Origin of the sequence: Luteibacter pinisoli (assembly GCF_006385595.1) — a bacterium.
GTDB classification, from domain to species: domain Bacteria; phylum Pseudomonadota; class Gammaproteobacteria; order Xanthomonadales; family Rhodanobacteraceae; genus Luteibacter; species Luteibacter pinisoli.
This window is the reverse complement of sequence record NZ_CP041046.1, coordinates 4,534,806-4,556,809: the sequence shown is the minus strand read 5'-3', so window position 1 is coordinate 4,556,809 and position 22,004 is coordinate 4,534,806. Positions and strand designations below refer to the sequence as shown.

Genomic DNA, 22,004 nt, shown 5'->3' with positions numbered 1-22,004 from the left:
ATCAATAACGCCGTCCTGGTTTCCAGCCACGGCCCGGCAAGCCGCGTAGCGCCGACGCCGCAATCAGTCGCGTCGTCGTACCTTGTCGCTGGCGCCACAGGAGGCGCGTACGACGAGTTCGGTGCCGACCACGACGCCCGGCCTGGGCTCGTCGTCATCGGGGGATTCAATCATCTGGGCCAGGCGATCCAGCGCGGCTTCGCCCAGTTCGGCAATGCGCACGCGCACCGTCGTCAGCGGCGGCGTCACGTAACGCGCCATCGGGATATCGTCAAAGCCGACCACGGCGATGTCGTCCGGCGTGCGCACGCCAGCTTCGGACAGCGCGGAGAGCGCGCCGATGGCCATCATGTCGTTGGCGGCGAAGATCGCGTCGGGGCGTGGCGACAGCGCAAGCGCTTCCTTCGCCAGGCGGTAACCCGCTTCTTCGGTGAAGTCACCCTGCAGCACCACGGCGGTGTCACCGAGGCCGGCGGCGGCGAGGCCTTCGCGGTAGCCGCGGCAGCGCTCCTGCACGTCGTGGTTCACTTCCGGGCCGGCGATGAAGGCGATGCGCTTGCGGCCGCTGGCCACCAGGTGGTCGACCATCGCGTGCGCGCCACCGAAGTCGTCCACGTCCAGCGACGCATGGCGCTCGGAGCGCACATGGCTGTTGATCAGCACGGTGGGGAGGACGATGGGGAGGTTTTCGTCGAGGAAGGCGGCGTCGGCGTGCGGGGACATCACCAGCAGGCCGTCCACGCGGCCCTGCATGGCACGCAGGGCGATGGCCGCTTCGGTGGCATCACCGTGCGAGCTGGAGACCAGCAGGTAGAGCCCACGGGCCCGTGCGGCGAGGTCGATGCCGCGGATCAGTTCGGAGAAGAAGGCGCCATGCAGGTCGGGCAGGAGGGCGCCGATGGTCTGGGTGCGACGGGTGATCAGGCTGCGCGCAGCACTATGCGGCACGTAGCGCAGCCGGGTGGCGACTTCGCGGATGCGTTTCTGCGTCTCGGCGGTCACGCCGCCATGGCCGTTCAGCGCACGAGAAACCGATGCCACCGATACGTTGGCCATCCTCGCGACGTCTTTGATCGTCACACTCACGTCGTGTTCGCCCTGCGTCCCGGCCCCTCCGGGGTTCGACGGCGCGGAACGTAAACGTTTTCAGATTCCGTGTAAAGCCTGTTAAATCAAGCAGTTGTTGCACTGCACGAGTAAACGTTATTACGTGCAATACCACTTGCCCGGCTTTAATGAAAATCTATTTAGAAACGGTGACTTGGGTGGTCTTGCCCGAACTTCTGCGGTGCAGCACGTTTCTATGCAAAACCTTCACGTTTTTGAATAGCTGTCGGGGCTATTAAACGCCGAGCAACGCGTCGAGCCAGCGGCCGATGTCGTCGTTGGTCGGGGTCGACGGGGCGAAAAGGATCCCGTACATCAGCTTCGAGACCACGCCCTCGATCACCGCGTCCGTCGGCAGCGGCGTCTCGCCGCGAGCCAGGGCGCGTTCGCCAATCGCGTCGATCTGCTGCGTGCAGTAGAACAGGCAGCGGCCGGTGTTCTGCTCTGTGGAGGCGCCGAGGATGTCGCGCAGCATGGTGCGCCCCGGGCCGGACGACATCTCGTCGAGGTACTGCTCGAGCCACAGGGTCAGGTCGCCACGGTAGCTGCCGGTGTCGGGCGGCGCGCCTTCGGGATGCAACACGGCGACGGCCACATCGGCCATCAGCTGCGAAAGATCACCCCAGCGGCGATAGATCGTCGACGGCGTGACGCCGGCACGTGCCGCCACCGCAGGTACGGTCAACGCGTCACGCGGCCCCTCGGCAAGGAGCTCGCGGACCGCCTGGTGGACGGCGGCCTGGACACGCGCACTGCGGCCACCGGGACGGGGGCCGGCAGTACGGGCAGGAATGAGGGTGGCGTCGTTCATGGCGAGCGCCAGTTTACACCTAAACGCAAAGTAGTTGCTTTAGTGGCAGGGCGGCGTACACTAACGCACATTCTTTGCTTTTAGGCGAAACCCATGATCGCCCATGACGCCCGCCGCCCGCTGGCCATCCACACCTTCACGCTGGCCACCTTTATCGCCGCCTCCACGGCGCCGACGCCGCTGTACCGGCTGTACCAGGCGGCGTGGCACTTCACGCCCACCCTGCTGACCGTGATCTTTGCGGTGTACGCCTTCGCCCTGCTCATGGCGTTGCTCGTCGGCGGCCGCCTCTCCGACCACCTCGGGCGGCGGCCGGTGATCGTCGCTGCCATCGCGCTGGACGTGGTCGCACTGGTGCTATTCATGGTCGCCGACGGCCCGGCGTGGCTGATCGTGGCCCGCCTGGTGCAGGGCGTCGCCACGGGCATCGGCATGTCCACCCTCGCTGCCGCCCTCCTCGACCTCGACCGACAGCGCGGTGCCACGGTGAACAGCCTGGCGCCGATGATCGGGCTGGGCGCGGGCGCGCTCGGCAGCACCGCGATGGTCGTGCTGGCGCCGGCGCCGCTGCAGGGCGTGTACGTGGTGCTCGCCGTGTTGCTGCTGGCCGGCCTGGCCTTGACCTTGCGCACGCCGGAAACCGCGGTGCGCAAACCGGGCGCCCTCGCCAGCCTACGTCCGCACGTGGCCGTACCGGAACGCGCGCGTGCCGCGCTGATGGCGGTGACGCCGCTCAATGTCGCGCTGTGGATGCTCGGCGGTTTCTATCTCTCGCTGATGCCGTCGCTGGTGGCGAAGACGACGCACTCGACGTCACCGTGGCTGGGTGGCCTCACCGTCACCGCGCTGATGCTGAGCGGTGCCATCGCCGTGCTTGCCGGCCTGCGCCACGCGGCGCTACACGCACTGGTCGTCGGCGCGTCGCTGCTCGCCGGTGGCTTGCTACTCGTGCTGGTGGGTGCGGGCACCGGCTCCGCCGTTGGCCTGCTTGTCGGCTCGGTGATCGCCGGCGCGGGCTTCGGCGCCTCGTTCCTCGGTGCCGTGCGCAGCGTGATGCCCCTGGCCGAACCGCATGAGCGCAGCCGCCTGATGGCCGCGTTCTATATCGAGAGCTACGTGGCCTTCAGCGTGCCGACCATTGCAGTGGGCTATGTCGCCCAGCACCAGGGCCTGCTCACCGCCATCAATCTTTATGGCGGCGTGATCATCGCGCTGACACTCGCGGCGCTGGCCTGGATTGTCCTGCGCGCGCAGCACGTGCGCGCACCGGTTGCCGCCTAGCCCCGATGCGCGAGCGCGTAGTCGATGGCGGCACGCACCGCCGCCACCTGCGCGTCGTTGCATTCCTGCGGCGTGGCGCGCGGGCTGTCCGGATACACCTCGGTGGTGGTGCAGAAGCGCGCCGGGGTGATGCCGGCGCACAGGCCGAGTGACTTCAGGGCGTATTCGATCACGCCGTGCGCGACTTCAGGCGAGCCGATGATTTCACCGGCCGCGTCGGCGGGGGCGATATGGGTGACTTTCGCCACGGCGTCGATCACCGCTTTCTGGAAGTCGGGCTGCGGCTTGTCCGCGTCGTCCACCAGGTAGAAACCATCCGGCACGTCGCAGGGGTCGTAGACCTTGCCATCGCGCGCCGCCAGCGCGGGGCGGAACTCCGATTCATCGGTGTCCGTCGTTTCGTGCAGGTCGATGTGCATCAGCACGCTGTCGCCCAGCGGTGCCAGCAGCTGCACGAGCGCGGCGGACTCGGCCGCAGGGCTGCCCTCGCGGAAGTTGCGGTTCGGGTCGATGGCGTCGTAGTTCCAGCGATGGATGCGCTCGTACGCCCAGGGGCTCACGCAGGGCACCACCAGCACGTTCGCCCGGCCGGCGTAGTCGTTGCCGTGCTCACGCAGGAACTGGAGTGCGCCATGCACGCCGCTGGTTTCGTAGCCGTGCACGCCACCGGTAACCACCATCACCGGCAGGCTGGCATCCCAGTCGCGCGTCCGCAGTGCGACGAACCGGTAGTGCTCTCCGGCGTAATCGACGGCACCGTAATCCTGCACATCGAAGGCCGCGCGCAGCGGCTCGATCGCGGCGAGCACTTCGTCCGCATAGCTGCGCTGCTTCACCTGTTTCGCGCGCCACGCGTCGATCTCGGCAGGCCCCCAGGGCTGGCCGGGTGTACCGATGGGATAAGGCGTGGCGTGGGTCATGGCGCGGGCATCAAGGCGGGAACAAGCCCCGATTCTATACGGCGCCTGTCAACGCGTGGTGCTCAGGCCGCCGTCCGTACCACACGCTGCACGGGTCACCTTCCACCGCGCGCTTGCGCGTGGCCATGCCCAGCCAGCCAAACCCCGCGCCCATCGCAATGGCGACCAGGTCCACGCCGAGCACGTCGTAACGGCCTTCAGCCAGCGTGCGGGCGAGGCGATCGCCGTGCAGCACGATGTCGAGCCCGCCCACGGCAACGGAAATCACGGCGGTGGCCCACAGCAGGTCCACGGCGGCGCGTGCCGGCCGGCGCCAGACCGTCCAGGCGATGGCAGCGAAGAAGGTGATGAAGCACGCCGGCTGCACCACCCGCGTGGGTTCCGCACCAACATACGACGCCAGGTGGTTGGCAACGAACATCACCGAGATGGCCAGGCACGACCCCAGGCAGACGCCGACCGTGGCCGTGGCCATGGCGCGCACCTTCAGGGGCTGCTCCGCCTGGCGGCGTTTGCGGCGCGTTTCGATGTACAGCAGGTTGCCGGAGTAGAACAGGAAGGCGCCGGCCAGGCCGAGGATGAAATACAGCCAGCGCAGCGACAGGCTGCCGAACGTCCCGAAGTGCAGGCCGAAGATGGCCGAGTACGTCGCGTGGTTGGCATCGCGCGCGCCGGTCAGCTGGATATTCGTCACGCGGCCGGTGGACGCATCGAGCGCGACCATGCCGTACTCGCCCAGCGTCTTCGTCGAGGTGCCGCGCACTTCCGCCGCCGCACCGGGCTGGCCGTAATGCACGTAGCGCATGTAGTCCGGCTCGAAGTTCGCCGCGCCGGCGCCGAGCGCGGCCTTGCGTGCGAGCGCGCCGAGTTCGGCCGGCGGCAGCATGGTGGCGACACCGGCGCTGGCCTTCGTCTCGGGCAGCGCGCTGGTCATGCGTTCGAACGCGCCCATCAGCTTGCCGTCGAAGATGGCGGTGTTGAAGGCCATCAGCGTCACCATCGTCAGGCACAGCAACGCGCCGGTGATGGCGAAGATGATGTGGAAGGGCAGGCTGAGGATGCCGATGACGTTATGCGCGTCCTGCCACAGCCGCTTGAGGTTGTGCCCCGGGCGCAGCGCGAACATCTCGCGCACCAGGTTCGGCAGGTGGATGATCACGCCCGTCAGCAGCGCCAGGCCATAAATGACGCTGACGATGCCCATCAGGTAGATGCCGAACTCGGGGATGCCGAGGTCGTAGTGCAGTTCGTAGACGAAATCCGCCAGGCCGTGCTCGTGGTCTTCGGCATCGTGCGCGGCGGTGTCGTCGATGGCCTGGGTCATCCAGGAGCCATCTTTTTCCATCCAGTACGCGGCCACTTCGTGCGACGGGTGTCCCGCGGCATAGGTGACGCCGATCGACGCGCGGGCGGCGGGATGCTTCGCCACGATGTCGGCCATCATGGCGCCGGCGCGGTCCATCACCCGTGCATCGGCCAGCTCCTGCTTCGGCAGCGCCCAGGTGTCGATGGGGTCGTGGAACATGGTGATCGCGCCCGCATAGAACGCGATGAACAAGGCAAAGCCGGCGAGCAGGCCCGTCCAGGTGTGCACGGTGGTGAAGGTGCGGAGGGTGCTGGACTTCATGGCTCAGATACCCGGCAGGGTGTGCTTGGCGAGGAACAGGGCGGCGAACGCGCCCACGTTGGCGACCGCCAGCCACGCCCAGGCGCGGACGCCGGTGCGGAACAGGAAGGTGCAGGCCATCACCACCGTCCACAGCGGGAAGAAGGCGACCAGCCACGGCATCAGCACGGCTTCGCTGGCGCCCGGCCACAGGTACACGGCCAGGCCGACGATGGCCATCGACAGTGGGAAGCCGAGGAGGATGCCGGCGAACGTCTTGCCCAGCATCAGCGGGCCTTCCTTTCAGCGGCCGGCTTGAACAGCCAGGTGACGTAGGGCAAGGCCACCGCGCCGAGCATCAGGGCGGTCAGCGTTGAGAAAATTCCTGGAAGCGTCGTTTCACCCGCCACCCAGCACGCCAGCGCCAGCACCGTCAGCACGCCCGCCGCCACCTTGGCCCCACGGCCCAGGGGCCGCGCCAGGGCGCGCTGGTTGCGCGAAGACAGGTAGGCGAGAGCCATGGCGGCGAAGGCCACCAGGCAGCCGAGGAGGTTCATGGGCGAGCCCGGTCAGGGAGTTATTGATAATTGTTATCATTTGGGGTCCACCGGTCAATCGGTGGTCACTCCTTGCCCAGTGCTCAAGTTTTGACCAACCCGTCCGCTAACTGAATATGGGGGTTTGGTAAAACTAGCGTTAACCCCTCCCGTTAGTTTAGAGTTAACACCCCAACCGATCAGCGCCGTGCGGCATCTCGTTGCACCGCGAGACAGGAAAACGACGTAACCGTCTGATGTAACAGCCATGCTGACTATCGCCCTCCTCACCAGCGTCCTTCTCGCCAGCGCCCTCGCGGTTGCCTCGGTGAAGCGCGTGCCGGAAGGCAAGGTCTACAGCGTCCGCCGTTACGGCCGTACCCCGGCCCTGCTCTCGGCCGGCACCCATATGGTGCTGCCCATGCTCGACCGCATCGCCCACAAGATCGACCTCGGCGGCCAGGTGCTGCGCTTTGAAGGTGGCACGGTCTACTGGCAGGTGCTCGAGCCGGCCGCGGCGGATCCGGTGATCGACGAAGCCCCCGAGCTGATCCGCAGCAACGTGGTCGCCGCCCTGCGCGACACCGCCACGGGCCATGCCCTGGACCGTCGCGCCGTCGGCACGCAGCTCAAGCACGCCGTGAACGGCTCGCTCCGCGCCCGCGGCATGCTGGTTACCCGCGTCGAGCTCGACGCCGCCTGAAGCAGATAACAAGAGAACGCGTGCGCGTTTTTTAAGAGGCGGCGGCAACGCCGCCTTTTTTTCGCCGATAATTTGCGGCCAGTAGACGAGTCCCCATGCCCATGACCGCGCGCGACGACCTCAAATCCCTGCTCGAACGCGGCATTGCCCAGCTGGACGTCGGCCTGCCCGAGGGCACGGTGGACCGCCTGCTCGACTACCGCGAGCTGCTGGAGCGCTGGAACTCGGCCTATAACCTCACCGCCGTCCGCGACGACCGGGAGATGGTGACCCGCCACCTGCTCGATTCGCTGGCCATCCTTCCCTATGTCCACGGCCGCTCGCTGGCCGACCTGGGCACGGGCCCGGGGCTGCCGGGCATCCCCCTGGCGCTGGCCGAGCCGGCGCGCGAAGTGCTGATGGTGGATTCCAACGGCAAGAAGGTGCGCTTCCTGCGCGAGGCCATCCGCTCGCTGAAGCTGGGCAACGCCAGGGCACTGCAGAGCCGCGTGGAAGAGGTGGAAGGCACGTTTGAATGCATCACAGCCCGCGCCTTCGCCTCGCTGGCCGACATGCTCGGCTGGGGCGGGCACCTGCTGGCGCCGGGCGGCACGTGGCTGGCGATGAAGGGCAAGCAACCGGCGGAGGAGCTCGATGGCGTGCCGGCGGGCTTCGTGGTGGAGGCGATCCACGCCCTCTCCGTGCCGGGCGTGGAGGGTGAGCGGCACCTGGTGGTGATTCGCCGGGCCTGAGCGGGCGGCGCAGCGCCTGCAGCCTTCGCGCGCTAGATGCTACGCTAGCGCCCCTTCCGTGCACGGCAGCTACCGACACTCCATGGCCCGCATTATCGCAGTCGCCAACCAGAAGGGCGGCGTCGGCAAGACCACGACTTCCGTCAATCTCGCCGCGGCCCTGGCCGCCGCGAAGCGCAAGGTGTTGCTTGTCGACCTCGATCCGCAGGGCAACGCCACCATGGCGTCGGGCGTGGACAAGCACGAAGCCAAGCCCAACGGCTGCGAAGTGCTGCTGGACGAAGTGTCGATCCAGGACGTGCTGGTGCGCACCGAGGCCGGCTTCGACCTGATGCCCGGCAACGGCGACCTCACGGCCGCCGAGCTGAAGCTGATGGACGGCATGGCCCGCGAGCATCGCCTGAAGGAGCAGCTGAAGAAGGTGTCCGATCGTTACGACACCATCATCATCGACTGCCCGCCCTCGCTGCACCTGCTCACGCTTAACGCGCTGACCGCCGCCGATGGCGTGCTGATCCCGGTGCAGTGCGAGTATTTCGCGCTGGAAGGCCTTTCCAGCCTGCTGGATACGATCTCGGCCGTGCGCCAGCGCCTGAACCCGGCGCTGGAAGTGGAAGGCCTGCTGCGTACCATGTACGACGTGCGCAACAACCTCGGCAACGAGGTCTCGGCCCAGCTCACCACGCACTTTGGCGACAAGGTGCTGCGCTCGATGATCCCGCGCAACGTGCGCCTTGCCGAGGCACCCAGCCACGGCCAGCCCATCCATCTTTACGATCGCGGCTCGCGCGGTGCCATCGCCTATATTGGCCTGGCCGGCGAAATCATCCGCCGCGAGCGGGCCCTGAATGGCGCCACCCCCCCTGCGGCCGACGCAGAGGCGGATGCCGGCGACACCACGGCCCCGACCACGCCTTAAGGAGCGCCCCATGGCAGCAGCGAAGAAACGTGGACTCGGCCGTGGCCTGGACGCCCTCCTGGGCGGCGGCAGCGGTCCCGAAGCCGCCCCCTCGGTGATCGAGCAGGAAGGCGAGCTGCGCACGCTGCCCATCCACCATATCCAGGCCGGCAAGTACCAGCCGCGCCGCCACTGGAACGACGAGGCGCTCGACGAACTGGCCGCCTCGATCAAGGCCCAGGGCCTGATCCAGCCGGTGGTGGTGCGCGCCATCGGCAAGAACAGCTACGAACTCATCGCCGGCGAACGCCGCTGGCGCGCCGCCCAGCGCGCGCAGATGAGCGAGATTCCCGCGCTGGTGAAGGACGTGCCCGAGCAGTCCGTTCTGGCCATGGCGCTCATCGAAAACATCCAGCGCCAGGAGCTCACCCCGCTGGAAGAAGCCCAGGCCCTGCAGCGCCTGGTGGACGAATTCGACCTGACCCACCAGCAGGCGGCCGACGCCGTGGGCCGCTCGCGCGCCTCCGTCTCCAACTTGCTGCGCCTGAACGAGCTGCCGGCCTCCATCAAGCAGCTGCTCGACGAGAGCAAGCTGGAGATGGGCCACGCCCGCGCCCTGCTCACCCTGCCGGCCACCATCGCCGAGCCGCTGGCGCTGGAAGCCTCGCGCCACGGCTGGACGGTGCGCGAGTTGGAAGACGCGGCCCGCAAGGCCCAGGAAGCGCCCAAGGGCAAGGCCAAGTCCGCCGGCCCGGTGGATCCGAACATCGCCACGCTTGAGCGCGAGCTGGCCGAACGCTTCGCCACCCGTGTCGAAGTGGCCCATGGCCGCGGCGGCAAGGGCAAGCTCGTCATCCACTACCACAGCAACGACGAGCTGGACGGCATCCTCAGCAAGATCCGCTGACGCGCGCCGGGGTGTAAGGAAATGGCGAAGCCCCCGGTCAGTGAGGTAGTGAACCCGAAGCAACGCCAGTACGAAGCCATGGTGCGCGCCCTCTCGGCCGACCTCTACCGGTTTGCCTGGTGGCTGACGCGCTCTGAAACCGTGGCCCAGGACCTGGTCCAGGAAACCTTCCTGCGTGCCTGGAAGAACCTGGACGCCCTGCGCGACGCCGAGTCGGCCAAGGCCTGGCTGTTCACCATCCTGCGCCGGGAACACGCGCGGATGTACGAGCGCAAACGCCTCGAGGTGGTGGAACTGGATGACAACATCACCGAAGACACGGTGTTCGCCAGCCCCGAGCGCAGCGGCGACGCCGCGCAGGTGCGCGACGCGATCAGCCGCCTGCCCGACAAATACCGTGATCCGCTGGCCATGCAGGTGCTTGCCGGCATGAGCGCCGACGAGATCGCCGCCAGCACGGGGCAGAAGCCCGGTGCGGTGATGACCCAGTTGTTCCGCGCCCGCCAGCAGCTCAAGGCGCTGCTTGGCGGACGCGCCGCGGCCGAAGGGGGCCGGACATGAACTGCCTCGACTTCCGCCGCCGCATCGGCAGCGAACCCCGTTCGCGCGATCCCGAACTGCTCGCCCACCGCGACAGCTGCCGCGACGGCTGCGCCGCGTTCTGGCAACGCGCCCAGCGCTTCGAAGACGACATCGAGGCGGCGATGAACATACCCGTGCCCGAGGGCCTCGCCGACCGGATCCTGCTCGCCCAGGCCACCGGCGAGCGCCGCCAGCAGCTGGGCCGCCGGCGCAGCTGGATGGCGATGGCCGCGTCCGTGCTGATCGCCTTCGGCGGCGTCGGGATGTTCTGGCGCTACGCCGACCAGCACTCGCTGGACGCGCTGGCCGTGGCGCACATGCCGGGCGAAATGGACGCCCTGGCGCTGACCCGGCCGATGACCGACGACCAGGTCGAGGCCGGCTTCGTCGGCCGCGCCACGCACCTGAAGGGCCCCGCGCCGGGCATGGTCACCTACGTGCACGACTGCGTGGTGGGCGCGTATCCGGTGGTCCACGCGGTGACCCGGATGGACGATGAGCCGGTGGTGGCGCTGTACATGCCGGGCAAGATGGACGGCAAGGCCGGCACCTTCCAGCGCGATGGCTGGGATGGCCGCGAGGTGCCGCTGCGGGAGGGCACCCTGCTCCTGCTCGCCCAGGGCGCCAGCCACAAGGCCATGGATACCGCGGAGCGCGGCTGGCGCGAAGCCATCGAGGGCCCGGCCAGCCCGACGGCCACGGTGTCGCTGTAAAGGTTTGTTGGGCGATAATGCGGCCCGACTCCCGCTACCCGCCCCGGAACCACGATGACCGACCTCGCCGTGGTCGTGCCCGTCTTCAACGAGCGCGACAACATCCCGCCCCTCCTCGCCGAAATTGCCACGGCCCTGCGCGGACGGATCGACTTCGAGATCATCTACGTCGACGATGACAGCAGCGACGACAGCGTCGCCGTGCTGAAGGCGGCGCAAAAGGACTACCCGGAACTGCGCATCATCCACCACGTGACCCGCAGCGGGCAGAGCACGGCGGTGTGGAATGGCGTGCGCGCGGCGCGTGCGCCGTGGATCGCCACGCTCGACGGCGACGGGCAGAACGATCCGGCGGATATCCCCAAGCTGCTCGAGGCCCGTGCCGGCGCCGCTGCGGACCTCAAGCTGTTCGCCGGCTGGCGCGTCACCCGCCGCGACAGCTTCAACAAGCGCATTTCCTCGAAGGTCGCCAACGCGGTGCGCTCGCGCATGCTCCAGGACAGCACCCCGGATACCGGCTGCGGCCTGAAGCTGTTCGAACGCGAAACCTTCCTGCGCCTGCCCTACTTCGACCACATGCACCGCTACCTGCCGGCGCTGGTGAAGCGCGCGGGTTATGCAAGCCAGAGCGTGCCGGTGGGCCATCGCCCGCGGACGGCGGGCACCTCGAAGTACGGCATGCTCGACCGCCTGTGGGTGGGCCTGGCCGACCTGCGTGGCGTGGCCTGGCTGATGCGTCGCGCCAAGGTCACCCGCACCGAAGAGCTCTGAGCGTTACGGACGGAGCGGGGTGCCGCGCGGCACCCACTTGTCCAGCATGGCGTCGGTGCGTTCGCGGCCGAGTTCGATGAGCTCGCGGGCGCGGTAGAACTCGTACACCGCCGACACATTGCGCGGCATCTCGATCAGCAGGTCCGGCGGGTACGCCGCCAGGCGCAGGCGCGAGAGATTGGCCTGCATCAGGTCCATCGCCTGGGTCATCAGCTCGAAGGCCCCCGGGTCGCGCGCCAGCTTAGAGTCCGAGCCGGGCAGCACCTTGCCGAGCAGCCGGCCCAGCTTCGCCGCGTAGCCCTGGTCCGGCACGGCGGTCACGTCCTTCTCCGGCGCCTTCTGCAATTCAGCCGCGCCATCGACGCTCACGGCGATAACGTAGTCGGCGTCTTCGCGCATCAGCGGCAACACCGGCAACGGATTGAGCAGCGCGCCATCGACCAGGCGGCGGCCTTCGTGCGTATACGGGCGGAACAGCGTGGGAATGGCGATGGACGCGCGGATCGCATCGAACAGCGGCCCGCGGGTGAGCCACACCTCGCGCTCGCGGTCGATGTCGGTGGCCACCGCGGTGTAGTCGATGGAGAGGTCTTCGATGTTCACCTCGCCGATCAGCTCGCGCAGCGCCGCCATGATCCGGTCGCCCTTGATGAAGCCGCCGCCGGAGAAGCTCCAGTCGACTAGCCGCAGCACGTCGAAGCGGGCCAGGGTGGAGACCCAGTCGCGGTACACGTCGAGCTTGCCCATGCCGTAGATGCCGCCGACGAGGGCGCCCATGGAGGTGCCGGCGATGGCGACGATCTCGAAGCCGCGGGCTTCCAGCGCTTCGATGGCACCGATGTGGGCCAGGCCCTTGGCCGCACCCGCCCCCAGCGCCAGTGCGACGCGCGGTTTGCGGGGATGGCCGAGGGTGGCAGGTAGCGCGCCGGTTTCGGCGATATCAAGGTCGCTCATGGAGCCAGGCGCGTCTTCTTAAGGGTGGTTACCGTTCGTGCCGTTCTGGTAGCCGGTCAGCGCCAGTTGCAGCAGGATCTTCATTTCTTCGCGCAGCGGCAGCGGTGCCACGATTTCGGCATCGGGGCCGTACTTCAGCACGTCCATCAGCAGCTCGCGCGAGTTCGAGTACGGCACCTTCAGCTCATACCGGCCGTCGGGCAGCCAGTCGCCCTTCTGCTGCGAATGCCAGTGCTCGTCGGCCACCCAGCGGGCGGCATGCGAGGAAAAGCGGATGGTGGCCCAGGCCTTCGGCTTGCCGGCGAAGATGCCGTAGCTGGAGGCGAGCAGGTCGTTGAGCTCGGCGTCTTCCACGTCCTTCGCGCGGGCATCCTGGGCCTGCGGTTCGGCGATGCGGTCCACGGCGAAGCTGCGCAGCGCTTCGCGGTCGTGGTCCCACACGTCGAGGTACCAGTTATCCCGGTAGTGGGTGAGGCGCTGCGGCGAGACGGTGCGGCGGGTGTCCGAATTGGTCGTGCGCGCGCGGTAGCGGAAGGTGACCTGGCGGCGCTCGAGCACGGCGCCGGCGACGATGCGGAACACCTGCTGGTCGAGCTTGCGCGCGCCCCAGGAAATGACCCGGATACGGTCGACGGGCAGGGCCTTGCCGCTGCCGTGGTCCGAAAGCAGCCGCTCGATACGCGCCTTGAACGGCGCCAGGGCGCCGGCCAGTACCCCGGGGTCGGACCGGCCGATGAGTTCGTTCAGGGCCATCAGGGCGGCCAGCTCGTCGCTGGTCAGCCACAGGCCGGGGAGTTCGAAACTGTCGCCCTCGCCCGCCTCATAGCGGAACGAGGCCTGCTCGCCGGCCACGCTCTGCACGGGCGCGCCGAGGGCGTCGCGGAGGAAGGCCACATCGCGGTAGAGCGTCGCGCGCGAGCATTCCAGCTCGTCCATCAGGCGCGAAAGCGGTACCGGATAGTGCGCGGACTTCAGCAGTCGGTGCAGGGTGAGAATGCGCTCGTAGCGGTCCATGGGTCTCGCCGGCAGGTGGAGCTGTGCAAAGTGTGTCCGCGCGGGCGTGACACCCGTATCTACGCGCAACAAGCATGGCGTTGGCCGGGGCCGTCCGCAAGGGTTGGCGCACTACGCCGGACGGCCAGGCGGGCCGCCAGGGCATGAGAACGTTTGCGCCAGGGGCCAATCGGCGCAAAAATGTCGCTTTGCCATCGCCGAAGCCCCCGACCATGGCGCAACCCGACGACGGTGCGACCGTCGCGCCGGACCCGAGAGGTCAGCTGTTCTCCCTCCCTGCCGCGGTCATCCAGACCGCGACCGCGGCCGGTTACGGCCTGTGGATGGTGCTGGGCACGGCCGTGGCGCTGGGCAGCTACCCGGACGGGCGTGGCGATGTGCTGGTACCCTTGTCGTTCGGCCTGGTGCTGGTGAGCCTGGGCCTGGTCGCCACCTGCCTCCGCCTGCCCTTTGCGCGCGAATGGCATGGCTGGGACCCGTTCAGGCGCATGTTGCCGACCACCGAGGGCATGGTGGCCATGGCGAATTACCTGCCGATGCTGGCCCTGGGCGGCCTGGCGCGGGGGGAGAACGATTTCTGGGCCACCCGGCTGGCTGGCGCGGCGCTGATGCTCTGCAGTCTGGCGACGCTGATCTTCACCGCGCGCGGCACGGCGCGGGAGATGCCGCAGCCGCTGGCCTCGGTGGCCAATGCGCAGCCCCTGGGGCGCGCGGTCTCCGCGGTGTTTGCCGGTGGCCTGTGGTTCTGGCTCTGCGTCGCGCTGCAGAATGAGACGACGCTGGGGCCGTTGAACCCCTGGCGGCTGAGCATGCTGGCGCTGGGGCTGGTGCTGGGCGTGATCGAAGGCATGCGCTGGCGGGCCTTGCGCCTGCTGGCCGCGGAACGCGCCTTTGACGGCGCGACGGGCATGGGCCGCGAGGGCGGCACCTTGCTGGCGTGGTGCTTCGGCATTGCCGTGCTGTCGGTGGGCCTGCCGTGCGTGCTGCTGGTATCGCACCCGGTCGGGCCGCTGGTCTCCGTGGCCGCCGGTATGGCCGCGTTAAGCTGCGTTATCGGTCAATGCCTTGAGCAGCGCCTGTATGGACGCGCCTGGGTACAGTTCGCCGGCCATTGACCCGCCACCCTTTTTTTTCCACATCCGGGTAAACGATGAAAAAGATCCTCCTTGCTTCGCTTGTTCTTGCCGCGCTGCCGATGGCCGCCCAGGCCCAGGACGCAAACGCCAACGCCAATGCCGCCCCGAGTTCGGACGCCTCCAAGAACAACGGCTGGACGGGTTCCGGTGAATTCGGCTTCGCCTCGTCGCGAGGCAACTCCCGTTCGGAGAACGCCAACGCCAAGCTCGGCCTGCAGCAGGAAAACGAGGTGTGGAAGAACAGCTTCTACCTTAACGGCCTGCGTTCGAAGGGCGACGTGGAAGTGCAGGACGCCGCCGGCAACACCATCGACAAGTTCAGCACCACCGCCAACCGCTATGACAGCGGCGCGTCGGTGGGCTACAAGTTCGACCCGCGCAGCTACGTGGTGACCGCCGCCCGTTACGAGCACGACGATTTCGGCGCCAACCTGTGGCAGGGCATCATCTCGGTGGGCTACGGCTACATCGCGCTGAAGAACGAGCGCGCCGAGCTGTCCTTCGAAATCGGTCCCGGTTTCAAGCGCTACCAGCCGGCCAAGACGACGGAAGACGTGACCCAGCCCGACGGCTCGGTGGTCTCGGTGACGACCCAGCCCAACGCCCAGAGCGAAGTGGTTGGCCGTGGCCTGGTCAACGGCAAGTACCGCCTCACCGACAACACCGCGCTGGAAGATACGTTCCTGGTGGAAGCGGGCTCCAAGAACCAGTACTACCAGAACGACATCGGCCTCTCGGTCAGCATGACCAAGAAGATGGCGCTGAAGCTCGGCTACCAGATCCGCTACAACAGCGACACGCAGCCGGGCACGGTCAGCACCGACAAGCTGATGACGACGAACCTCGTCTACAACTTCTGAGTCGACGAACGACGGTGGAGGAGCGCACGGGTTGCGCTCCTCCTATCCTCAGCGCTGCGGCTTGAGCAACTCGGCCGCGCCCTGCTGGATCAGCATGGCAGCCACTTCGTGGCCCAGCTCCACCGGCTTGTCGCCGTCGATATCGGCCTGCGCCACGATCAGCTCGCCGCTGCCGGCATCGCCGACCAGCGCATGCAGCGTGAGGCCAAACTCGGCCACCACGCAGAACGCCCCGATCGCCACGGCGCAACTGCCACCCAGCTGTTCGTTCAAGGCGCGCTCGGCGTCGGTCGCCAGGCGGGTGTCGGCATCGTCGATGGCCGCCAGCAGTTCGGCGACGCGGGTGTCGCCTTCGCGGATTTCCACGGCAATCGCGCCCTGCCCTGGGGCGGGCAGCCAGTCGGGGCTGGCCAGGCGGCTGCGCACGCGGCCGCCCAGGCCCAGGCGATCCACGCCGGCGCAGGCCAGGATGATCGCCTCGTAATGGCCTTCGTCGAGCCTGGCCAGGCGGGTGTTCACGTTGCCGCGCAGGTCGAGCAGCTGCAGGTCCGGGCGCAGTGCGCGCAGCTGGGCCTGGCGGCGCAACGAGGACGTACCCACGCGGGCGCCATTCGGCAGTTCGGCGATCGTCGCGTAGTCATTGCTGATGAAGCCATCCGCCGCGTCCGCGCGCGGCAGGATCGCCGACAGCGCGAAGCCGGGTTCCAGCGAGGCGGGCACGTCCTTCAGCGAATGCACCGCGATATCCGCGCGACCTTCCTGCATGGCCACTTCCAGTTCCTTGAGGAACAGGCCCTTGCCGCCGATGGTGGCCAGCGAGCGGTCGAGGATCTCGTCGCCGCGGGTGGAGAGCGGCACCAGTTCCACCACCAGGCCGGGGTGCGCCTGGCGCAGCAGCGCGGCCACGTGTTCGGCCTGCCAGAGGGCCAGCGCGCTTTTGCGGGTGGCGATGCGAAGCGGTGCGGTCATGGGGAGTCCGGAAGTGCGGATAGCAATCCGCCTATTCTAGCGGCCGCTGGCGGCCACGGCTCAGGCGTCCGTGCGTAGCAGCTGACGCACCGCCGGCAGGTTGCGCCGGCTCACCTCGGGCGTGCTTTCGGTACCGGCAAGGCGCGCCAGCACCCGGCCGTCGGCCAGGCTGCGCAGGCCCACCAGGCGGTCGCGCGGCACCAGGCAGTTGCGATGCAGGCGGATCACCCGTTCGCCCAGGGCCACTTCGAGCTGGCGCAGCGAATCGTCGATCAACCGGGCCCCACCCACGTGTTCGACGGTGACGTATTTCTCGCCCGCCGTCAGCAGCAGCACATCGGCCAGGGGAATACGCACTTCGTCACCACCGCTGCGCGCGCGCAGCCAGCCGCCACGCTGGGGCTGCGCGGGGGCCAACCGGGAGGCCGCGCGGTCCAGCGCTTCGTCCAGGCGCTCCGCGCGCACGGGCTTGAGCAGGTAATCGGTGGCGCCGAGTTCAAACGCGCTCAGGGCGTGCTGCTCGTACGCCGTGCAGAAGACGATCTGCGGACGCACCGGCAGGCTGGCGAGCTTCGCCGCCACCGCCGTTCCGGAGAGCCCGGGCATTTCGATATCGAGCAGCAGCACGTCGGGTCGGTGGCTGGCGCAGGCGGCCAGCACCGCGTCGCCATCGCCGACGCTGCCGACCACTTCCACGTCGCTACGGCGGGCGAGCAGGCTGGCCAGGCGCGCACGCGCCAGCGGTTCGTCATCGGCGACCAGGACGCGCATGCGCTACCTCCGGCAGGAACAGGCTGACGACGAAACGGCCGTCGCGTGTTTCGGCTTTCACCGTGGCGCGCTCGCCAAAGTGCAGGCGCACGCGCTCGCGCACGCTGCGCAGGCCGTGCCCGGTGCCCGGCGTGGCCGGTGTATCGGCCAGCGGGTTATCCACCGTCAGCGCCACGCCACCGTCGACACGGCGCCCACCCAGGCGCAGCACGCCGCCTTCGCGCAGCGGCTGGATTCCATGGCGGATGGCGTTCTCGACCAGCGGCTGTAGCAGCAGGCGCGGCATCGGCAGCGCCTCGGGTACGTCGATGTCGCGTTCCACGCGCAGGCGCGAGCCGAGGCGCAGCGTTTCGATATCCAGGTACTGGTCCACCAGCCGCCATTCCTCGCCCAAGGTGCCGGGACTGGCGCCGTCGCTACCCAGGGCGGCGCGGAACAGCTCGGCCAGGTTTTCCACCGTGCGCTCGGCGGCGTCCGGATCAACGCGGATCAGCGCCGCCACGGCATTCATGCTGTTGAACAGGAAGTGCGGGCGGATGCGCGCCTGTAGCGCGGCCACCTGCGCCTGCGCCGTGGCTTCCACGCGAGTCTGCCACTGCGCCACCACGTAGAAATAGCGAAGCAGTGCCGCCCCGAGCAGGCCGGTGGCGAGCAGGGTGTCGCGGACGAAGCGGGCCGTGGAGACCGGGGTGAGGCCCGAGCCGATGTTGTGGTCGATCCAGGCCAGGGTGAGGCTGGTCACGCCGACCATCACCATCAGCACGCCCCAGATGCCGGCATACGGCCACATCCCCGGCAGCCGCTGCATCACCGGCCGCGCCTTGCACAGCACCACGGTCAGCAACACCGAGAGCCACGCCGTGTAGAGCACGCCCACCGACAGCGAGCGCACCCGCAACGTGCCGCCCGGGGCGAGCCACATCAGGCACGCGGTGATCGTGCTGACCACCAACAGCGCGAACAGCGTCGGCAGGCTGCAGAAGTCGGGCAGCGGTGCCGACGCACGGGGCGTGGCGGGGTTATCGGAGGGCGCGGGCGGCATGCGGCAGAGTATGCCGGATGCCCGGCACGCCGCGCCGCGCCGGCCATCACGCGGCGGCGAAGATGCCGCTGAGCCAGGTACGGATGTCGTTGATCTCCGGCAGGCTCACCGAGTGGCCCATCGGGTAGGTATGCCAGTCGATCCGGTGGCCAAGGCTTTCGAGCAGCTGGCGCGACTGTTCACCCAGCGCCAGCGGCACGACCGGATCGGCCACGCCGTGGCCCCAGAACATCGGGGTGGCGTGGTTGGCACCGCTACGCTCGGCCTCAATGGTCTCGTGCATGGGCAGGTAGGCGGAGAGCACCAGCAGGCCGGCCAGGGTTTCGCGATGGCGCAGGCCGGCGGATAGCGTCATGGCCCCGCCCTGCGAGAAGCCGGCGAGGACGATCCGCGACGCGGGCACGCCGCGTTCCTGCTCCCGCGCAATCAGCTGTTCCACTTCGCCGATCGACATCCGGATGCCTTCCGCGTCCTGCTTGTCGGCGATGGCCAGGCCCTTGATGTCGTACCAGGCCCGCATCGGCGCGTTGTTGTTCACCGTCACCGGCCGCACCGGCGCATGCGGGAACACGAAGCGGATGGACGGCCACGCCGGATCCACCAGCTCCGGCACGATCGGCGCGAAGTCGTTGCCGTCGGCGCCCAGGCCATGCAGCCAGATCACCGACCATTCGGGGGCGGAGCGGGTTTCGTGTTCGACGGTGGGAAGCGGCATGGGCAACGGTCCGGGGAAGGAGAATCGGCTGATGCTATCAGCCCCGCTCCACGCGGACGCTGACCAGCTGCCACCCGCCGACGGCGATATCGCCCTGCACGGGCGCGAGCGCCGCTTCGGCCAGGTTGGACAGCGACGCCTTGCCCACCGGCCCGCTCCAGTGCAGCCGCGCGCGCCGGTCGCTTCCCGAGGCACCGAACAGGCGCAGGATGAAGGCCTTGCCGTCGCTGCTGGGCGTGATCGACTGCAGCTGCACGTCCTCGGGTTCGATCCGTAGCAAGGGCGCCGAGGGGGCGGCGGCATCGACCAGCAAGGGCTGGGTCATGCCGGTGGCCAGGCGCGAGGCAAGCCCGTCGTCGCGCGCGCCATGCGGCCTCAGCGCATAACGAAAACGCACCGGGCCTTCCTGCCACGCCCGGTAGTTCGTGCCCCAGTGGTTGTTCATCACCCACGACATCACCGTCTGGCTCGGCGCAAGGCGATCCATCCACACGCTGGGATCGGTCTGCGAGTTGAGCTTGGTGGCGGTGACGCCGCCGACCTCGATCAGGGGCGCATCCAGCGTCATCCACGTCACGCCGAGTGCGTCATTCGCCACGTCGACATAGCGGCCTACCGGCATCCAGTTGCGGCAGGCGCCAGGCAGCTGGTCGGCTTCGGGTTCCATCTGGCCCAGCGGCACGTCCACGTGCATGCGGCCACCGGGGACGGCGAAGGGAAACGCGAACTGCAGGCTTTCCTTCGCCACCGCCTGCATGGTCTTGCCGCGGTGGTTCGGGTCCGGCACCTCCTCGTACGGTGCACGCGTCTTGTCGATCGTGTTCTCGATCTCCAGCCAGTCCGCGCCGGCCATGAGCCGGATGCGGCGCGTGAGGGAGCGGCACGACGGTGCGGACGAGGTCACCAGCACACTGACCACGAACGGACCGGCCTCTTCCACCGTGATGACGGCCTGCGATGTCGTCTGCAGGCGGTTCACCGCATCGCCCGCCATGTAGACGAACTGGTTGGCTGACCACGCGGCATCGGTGGCGAGGAATTCGTGGTCGATACCGTGCCGGCGCAGGCTGGCCAGGTTGCCGGTGGCCGGATCGATGCGCGCGCTGACCAGGCCGTTGTCGAGCACCGACCCATCGAAGGATACGGCATGCGGCGGCGCACCCGCGCTGCCTTCGCCGCGATGCACGGCCACGGTGGCCAGCGGTGGCAGTGGCGGCAGCCAGGCGGCCACGCGGCCGTCATGCAGGCGCTGCGACGGCAGCACGTGGCCGTCGAGGGTGAGCCTGTCGCCGGCACCGGCGGGAAGGCAGACGAGCCCGCCGCGCTCCCAGCCGGTGGTGTTGGTGACGTGGTGTGTCGTCGCGTGGGCCGGTGACCTGGCGGCCACCATGCCGTCGGCCAGCGCCGCCGCGTCGTCGGCAAAGGCCCGCTTCACCCGCCACTGGTCCACGGTCATCGCTTCTTCCGGGCGGGTCACGCTGTGCGCGGCGCCCCAGGTGTGCTCGGAATACAGCAGCACGTCGCGCCATGCCGCGTCGCCATCGAAGGGCTTGCCGTGCATCGCCGCAAGGGCGGCCGCCTGCACCAGCGTATCCGCCGTGTTGCGGTTCAGCGCCGTTTCGCGCGCGGACGAGGCCGCGCCATCTTCCCAGTAGGGTGTCAGGTCGCCACGCAGCTGCGGCAACGCATCGCCGTGCTTGCGTTCGAACGCGGTGAACGCCTCGCTGGTGCCGCTGATCTGGAAGCGTGGCCATGCATAGCGGGTGTTCCAGTCGCGTACGAAGTCGCTGATGCCCTGGTCCGGCGGCGCGTTGTCGCCATGGCCGGCCCAGCGCACGTGGGCGATGTCGTAGCGGAATCCCACCTCGTCGAGCCGTGCCTGGTAGGCGCCGACCCAGTCGACATCCGCGCTCATCACGTGCGACATCGCGTAGCCCGTCCACGGCACCCAGAACAGCACGCGCGAACGGCCGCTGCGCGATACCCACCAGAACGGCCTGTCCTGCCACGTGGCCATGAAGCGGCCAATGCGATCAAAGTAATTCGGCGCGGCGGAGAAGTAGCGGATCCCGGCCTGGGCCATGGCCTCGACCGTGCCCCAGGTGTAACCCGGCACATCGCTGATCATGGCCGCGTTGACGGGCGTGCCCGTCTGCGCGGCGAGCTGCTGGCCGAAGCGGAACAGGCGCAGCAGTTCTTCCGGACGGCAGATGCCGGTGAGTTCATTGGCATACGCGCCGTTGAGCGCGAGCTTGCCGCTGCGGACCGCGTCGATGAAGGCGTCGCGGTCGGCGGCGTTGCCGCGCTTCAGGTAGAGGTCTGCGCCCCACAGCACCTCGAGGTTCCAGACGAACCGCGCGCCCTCTACGTAACCGGACGTCGCATCGGCCATCGCGATGCCGCGGCGGATGTTCTCCACCTGGTGGTCTTCGACGTCGGCCTGGTGCTCGGTGTAGCCGAGGTCGTGGTGCGAATGCGGCAGCACGTAGACCAGCATCTTCCGTACCGGCTGCAGGGTGACGGCGCCGACGACATGCGCGCCGCCTACCTCGGACTCGACGCGCACGGCCTTCGCGGCATCGACGGCGGGGACGAGGATATCGAACGACGCCTCACCGGCTGCGACCGTCCGGCGATCCACCTCCATGCCGTCGACGCGGGTGATGGCGAGGCGCGAGGTGCCGGACGCCGGTGGCGTGATGCGAATCGGCTGTCGCGCCGGGCCGTCGCCTCGCACCAGGCCCCGGATGGCGCGGACCGGCGCGGGCGCGGTGGGTGCCGCGCCTTCGGCGCCTGCCCAGCGGGGAAGCCAGAGCCCCGCGGTTCCCGCGAGGGCGAATCCTTTAAGCAAGTCACGTCGCTGCATGCAGGGTCCCGTCGACATAACGCGGGACTGTCACGATCTAAAACGAATCGACAACTTCACCCGCAAGACCCCTGTTTATAGGCGGCAGGGATCGGGTTGTCACGATCCAAT

Annotated in this window: 23 protein-coding genes; 10 read left to right on the top strand and 13 right to left on the bottom strand. The window is 68.5% G+C overall.

Annotated features, from left to right (window positions below):
• Nucleotides 1–63: 63 nt before the first annotated feature.
• Entirely contained in the window at nt 64–1,056 is a 993-nt protein-coding gene (locus FIV34_RS20600; protein WP_139985433.1) for a LacI family DNA-binding transcriptional regulator, read from the bottom strand.
• Between the two features lie 286 nt (nt 1,057–1,342).
• Nucleotides 1,343–1,918 carry a TetR/AcrR family transcriptional regulator gene (locus FIV34_RS20595; protein ID WP_139985431.1) on the bottom strand — a complete coding sequence of 192 codons (576 nt, stop codon included), beginning with the start codon at nt 1,916–1,918 and terminating at the stop codon, nt 1,343–1,345.
• Between the two features lie 93 nt (nt 1,919–2,011).
• Between FIV34_RS20595 and FIV34_RS20590 the strand changes: the two genes are divergently transcribed.
• Complete coding sequence (locus tag FIV34_RS20590) at nt 2,012–3,199, top strand: MFS transporter (protein WP_139985429.1); 1,188 nt, start codon at nt 2,012–2,014, stop codon at nt 3,197–3,199.
• On the opposite strand, the gene FIV34_RS20585 is transcribed toward FIV34_RS20590, so the two are convergent.
• The 4 genes from FIV34_RS20585 to FIV34_RS20570 are packed head-to-tail and all read right to left on the bottom strand — an operon-like array spanning nt 3,196 to nt 6,282.
• Nucleotides 3,196–4,119 (bottom strand): M14 family metallopeptidase, encoded by a 924-nt coding sequence (locus FIV34_RS20585; protein WP_139985427.1) that lies wholly within the window; start codon nt 4,117–4,119, stop codon nt 3,196–3,198. The genes FIV34_RS20590 and FIV34_RS20585 overlap by 4 nt on opposite strands.
• A gap of 34 nt (nt 4,120–4,153) precedes the next feature.
• Nucleotides 4,154–5,746, bottom strand: a complete 1,593-nt coding sequence (locus FIV34_RS20580) for a PepSY-associated TM helix domain-containing protein (RefSeq protein ID WP_139985425.1) — start codon at nt 5,744–5,746, stop codon at nt 4,154–4,156.
• Between the two features lie 3 nt (nt 5,747–5,749).
• Nucleotides 5,750–6,013 carry a hypothetical protein gene (locus FIV34_RS20575; protein ID WP_139985423.1) on the bottom strand — a complete coding sequence of 88 codons (264 nt, stop codon included), beginning with the start codon at nt 6,011–6,013 and terminating at the stop codon, nt 5,750–5,752.
• On the bottom strand, nt 6,013–6,282 hold the full coding sequence (locus FIV34_RS20570; protein WP_139985420.1) for a hypothetical protein: 270 nt from the start codon (nt 6,280–6,282) through the stop codon (nt 6,013–6,015). Before FIV34_RS20570 ends, FIV34_RS20575 begins: the two co-directional genes overlap by 1 nt.
• A gap of 247 nt (nt 6,283–6,529) precedes the next feature.
• On the opposite strand from FIV34_RS20570, the gene FIV34_RS20565 reads away from it, so the two are divergent.
• The 7 genes from FIV34_RS20565 (at nt 6,530) to FIV34_RS20535 (ending at nt 11,566) form a co-directional block, all read left to right on the top strand.
• Complete coding sequence (locus FIV34_RS20565) at nt 6,530–6,964, top strand: SPFH domain-containing protein (RefSeq protein ID WP_139985418.1); 435 nt, start codon at nt 6,530–6,532, stop codon at nt 6,962–6,964.
• A gap of 101 nt (nt 6,965–7,065) precedes the next feature.
• Nucleotides 7,066–7,695, top strand: a complete 630-nt coding sequence (gene rsmG, locus FIV34_RS20560) for a 16S rRNA (guanine(527)-N(7))-methyltransferase RsmG (protein WP_139986146.1) — start codon at nt 7,066–7,068, stop codon at nt 7,693–7,695.
• Between the two features lie 82 nt (nt 7,696–7,777).
• Nucleotides 7,778–8,614, top strand: coding sequence for a ParA family protein (locus tag FIV34_RS20555; RefSeq protein ID WP_139985416.1), 837 nt, complete (start codon nt 7,778–7,780; stop codon nt 8,612–8,614).
• Between the two features lie 10 nt (nt 8,615–8,624).
• Nucleotides 8,625–9,500, top strand: a complete 876-nt coding sequence (locus FIV34_RS20550; protein ID WP_139985414.1) for a ParB/RepB/Spo0J family partition protein — start codon at nt 8,625–8,627, stop codon at nt 9,498–9,500.
• Nucleotides 9,501–9,521: 21 nt separating this feature from the next.
• Nucleotides 9,522–10,061 (top strand): sigma-70 family RNA polymerase sigma factor, encoded by a 540-nt coding sequence (locus FIV34_RS20545; protein WP_139985412.1) that lies wholly within the window; start codon nt 9,522–9,524, stop codon nt 10,059–10,061.
• Nucleotides 10,058–10,795, top strand: a complete 738-nt coding sequence (locus tag FIV34_RS20540; protein ID WP_139985410.1) for a DUF3379 family protein — start codon at nt 10,058–10,060, stop codon at nt 10,793–10,795. Before FIV34_RS20545 ends, FIV34_RS20540 begins: the two co-directional genes overlap by 4 nt.
• Nucleotides 10,796–10,849: 54 nt before the next feature.
• Nucleotides 10,850–11,566 carry a glycosyltransferase gene (locus FIV34_RS20535; protein WP_139985408.1) on the top strand — a complete coding sequence of 239 codons (717 nt, stop codon included), beginning with the start codon at nt 10,850–10,852 and terminating at the stop codon, nt 11,564–11,566.
• A 3-nt stretch (nt 11,567–11,569) separates the two neighbouring features.
• On the opposite strand, the gene FIV34_RS20530 is transcribed toward FIV34_RS20535, so the two are convergent.
• Together FIV34_RS20530 and FIV34_RS20525 are read right to left on the bottom strand one after the other, a co-directional pair.
• The gene (locus tag FIV34_RS20530) at nt 11,570–12,520 is read right to left on the bottom strand and encodes a patatin-like phospholipase family protein (RefSeq protein ID WP_139985406.1); all 951 of its coding nucleotides are present in this window, start codon (nt 12,518–12,520) and stop codon (nt 11,570–11,572) included.
• Nucleotides 12,521–12,538: 18 nt separating this feature from the next.
• Complete coding sequence (locus tag FIV34_RS20525) at nt 12,539–13,534, bottom strand: helix-turn-helix transcriptional regulator (protein WP_139985404.1); 996 nt, start codon at nt 13,532–13,534, stop codon at nt 12,539–12,541.
• A 212-nt stretch (nt 13,535–13,746) separates the two neighbouring features.
• Between FIV34_RS20525 and FIV34_RS20520 the strand changes: the two genes are divergently transcribed.
• The gene (locus FIV34_RS20520) at nt 13,747–14,649 is read left to right on the top strand and encodes a hypothetical protein (protein WP_139985402.1); all 903 of its coding nucleotides are present in this window, start codon (nt 13,747–13,749) and stop codon (nt 14,647–14,649) included.
• Between the two features lie 35 nt (nt 14,650–14,684).
• Nucleotides 14,685–15,530 (top strand): DUF481 domain-containing protein, encoded by an 846-nt coding sequence (locus tag FIV34_RS20515; protein WP_139985399.1) that lies wholly within the window; start codon nt 14,685–14,687, stop codon nt 15,528–15,530.
• A 48-nt stretch (nt 15,531–15,578) separates the two neighbouring features.
• On the opposite strand, the gene hemC is transcribed toward FIV34_RS20515, so the two are convergent.
• The 5 genes from hemC to FIV34_RS20490 are packed head-to-tail and all read right to left on the bottom strand — an operon-like array spanning nt 15,579 to nt 21,893.
• Nucleotides 15,579–16,499 carry a hydroxymethylbilane synthase gene (gene hemC / locus FIV34_RS20510; RefSeq protein WP_139985397.1) on the bottom strand — a complete coding sequence of 307 codons (921 nt, stop codon included), beginning with the start codon at nt 16,497–16,499 and terminating at the stop codon, nt 15,579–15,581.
• Between the two features lie 60 nt (nt 16,500–16,559).
• Nucleotides 16,560–17,270: a LytR/AlgR family response regulator transcription factor gene (locus FIV34_RS20505; RefSeq protein WP_139985395.1), complete on the bottom strand. Its 711-nt coding sequence runs from the start codon at nt 17,268–17,270 to the stop codon at nt 16,560–16,562.
• Nucleotides 17,248–18,312 carry a sensor histidine kinase gene (locus FIV34_RS20500; RefSeq protein ID WP_139985392.1) on the bottom strand — a complete coding sequence of 355 codons (1,065 nt, stop codon included), beginning with the start codon at nt 18,310–18,312 and terminating at the stop codon, nt 17,248–17,250. Before FIV34_RS20500 ends, FIV34_RS20505 begins: the two co-directional genes overlap by 23 nt.
• 46 nt (nt 18,313–18,358) lie before the next feature.
• Nucleotides 18,359–19,027, bottom strand: a complete 669-nt coding sequence (locus FIV34_RS20495) for an alpha/beta hydrolase (protein ID WP_139985390.1) — start codon at nt 19,025–19,027, stop codon at nt 18,359–18,361.
• A gap of 37 nt (nt 19,028–19,064) precedes the next feature.
• Complete coding sequence (locus FIV34_RS20490) at nt 19,065–21,893, bottom strand: glycoside hydrolase family 38 N-terminal domain-containing protein (RefSeq protein ID WP_139985388.1); 2,829 nt, start codon at nt 21,891–21,893, stop codon at nt 19,065–19,067.
• Nucleotides 21,894–22,004: the final 111 nt, after the last annotated feature.

Coding starts and splice junctions, on each gene's coding strand:
- rsmG (WP_139986146.1), top strand. CDS start 7,066: ATGACCGCGCGCGACGACCTCAAATCCCTGCTCGAACGCGGCATTGCC.
- FIV34_RS20565 (WP_139985418.1), top strand. CDS start 6,530: ATGCTGACTATCGCCCTCCTCACCAGCGTCCTTCTCGCCAGCGCCCTC.
- FIV34_RS20500 (WP_139985392.1), bottom strand. CDS start 18,312: ATGCCGCCCGCGCCCTCCGATAACCCCGCCACGCCCCGTGCGTCGGCA.
- FIV34_RS20520 (WP_139985402.1), top strand. CDS start 13,747: ATGGCGCAACCCGACGACGGTGCGACCGTCGCGCCGGACCCGAGAGGT.
- FIV34_RS20590 (WP_139985429.1), top strand. CDS start 2,012: ATGATCGCCCATGACGCCCGCCGCCCGCTGGCCATCCACACCTTCACG.
- FIV34_RS20515 (WP_139985399.1), top strand. CDS start 14,685: ATGAAAAAGATCCTCCTTGCTTCGCTTGTTCTTGCCGCGCTGCCGATG.
- FIV34_RS20495 (WP_139985390.1), bottom strand. CDS start 19,027: ATGCCGCTTCCCACCGTCGAACACGAAACCCGCTCCGCCCCCGAATGG.
- FIV34_RS20595 (WP_139985431.1), bottom strand. CDS start 1,918: ATGAACGACGCCACCCTCATTCCTGCCCGTACTGCCGGCCCCCGTCCC.
- FIV34_RS20540 (WP_139985410.1), top strand. CDS start 10,058: ATGAACTGCCTCGACTTCCGCCGCCGCATCGGCAGCGAACCCCGTTCG.
- FIV34_RS20530 (WP_139985406.1), bottom strand. CDS start 12,520: ATGAGCGACCTTGATATCGCCGAAACCGGCGCGCTACCTGCCACCCTC.
- FIV34_RS20575 (WP_139985423.1), bottom strand. CDS start 6,013: ATGCTGGGCAAGACGTTCGCCGGCATCCTCCTCGGCTTCCCACTGTCG.
- FIV34_RS20555 (WP_139985416.1), top strand. CDS start 7,778: ATGGCCCGCATTATCGCAGTCGCCAACCAGAAGGGCGGCGTCGGCAAG.
- FIV34_RS20600 (WP_139985433.1), bottom strand. CDS start 1,056: ATGGCCAACGTATCGGTGGCATCGGTTTCTCGTGCGCTGAACGGCCAT.
- hemC (WP_139985397.1), bottom strand. CDS start 16,499: ATGACCGCACCGCTTCGCATCGCCACCCGCAAAAGCGCGCTGGCCCTC.
- FIV34_RS20505 (WP_139985395.1), bottom strand. CDS start 17,270: ATGCGCGTCCTGGTCGCCGATGACGAACCGCTGGCGCGTGCGCGCCTG.
- FIV34_RS20585 (WP_139985427.1), bottom strand. CDS start 4,119: ATGACCCACGCCACGCCTTATCCCATCGGTACACCCGGCCAGCCCTGG.
- FIV34_RS20545 (WP_139985412.1), top strand. CDS start 9,522: ATGGCGAAGCCCCCGGTCAGTGAGGTAGTGAACCCGAAGCAACGCCAG.
- FIV34_RS20550 (WP_139985414.1), top strand. CDS start 8,625: ATGGCAGCAGCGAAGAAACGTGGACTCGGCCGTGGCCTGGACGCCCTC.
- FIV34_RS20580 (WP_139985425.1), bottom strand. CDS start 5,746: ATGAAGTCCAGCACCCTCCGCACCTTCACCACCGTGCACACCTGGACG.
- FIV34_RS20525 (WP_139985404.1), bottom strand. CDS start 13,534: ATGGACCGCTACGAGCGCATTCTCACCCTGCACCGACTGCTGAAGTCC.
- FIV34_RS20490 (WP_139985388.1), bottom strand. CDS start 21,893: ATGCAGCGACGTGACTTGCTTAAAGGATTCGCCCTCGCGGGAACCGCG.
- FIV34_RS20570 (WP_139985420.1), bottom strand. CDS start 6,282: ATGAACCTCCTCGGCTGCCTGGTGGCCTTCGCCGCCATGGCTCTCGCC.
- FIV34_RS20535 (WP_139985408.1), top strand. CDS start 10,850: ATGACCGACCTCGCCGTGGTCGTGCCCGTCTTCAACGAGCGCGACAAC.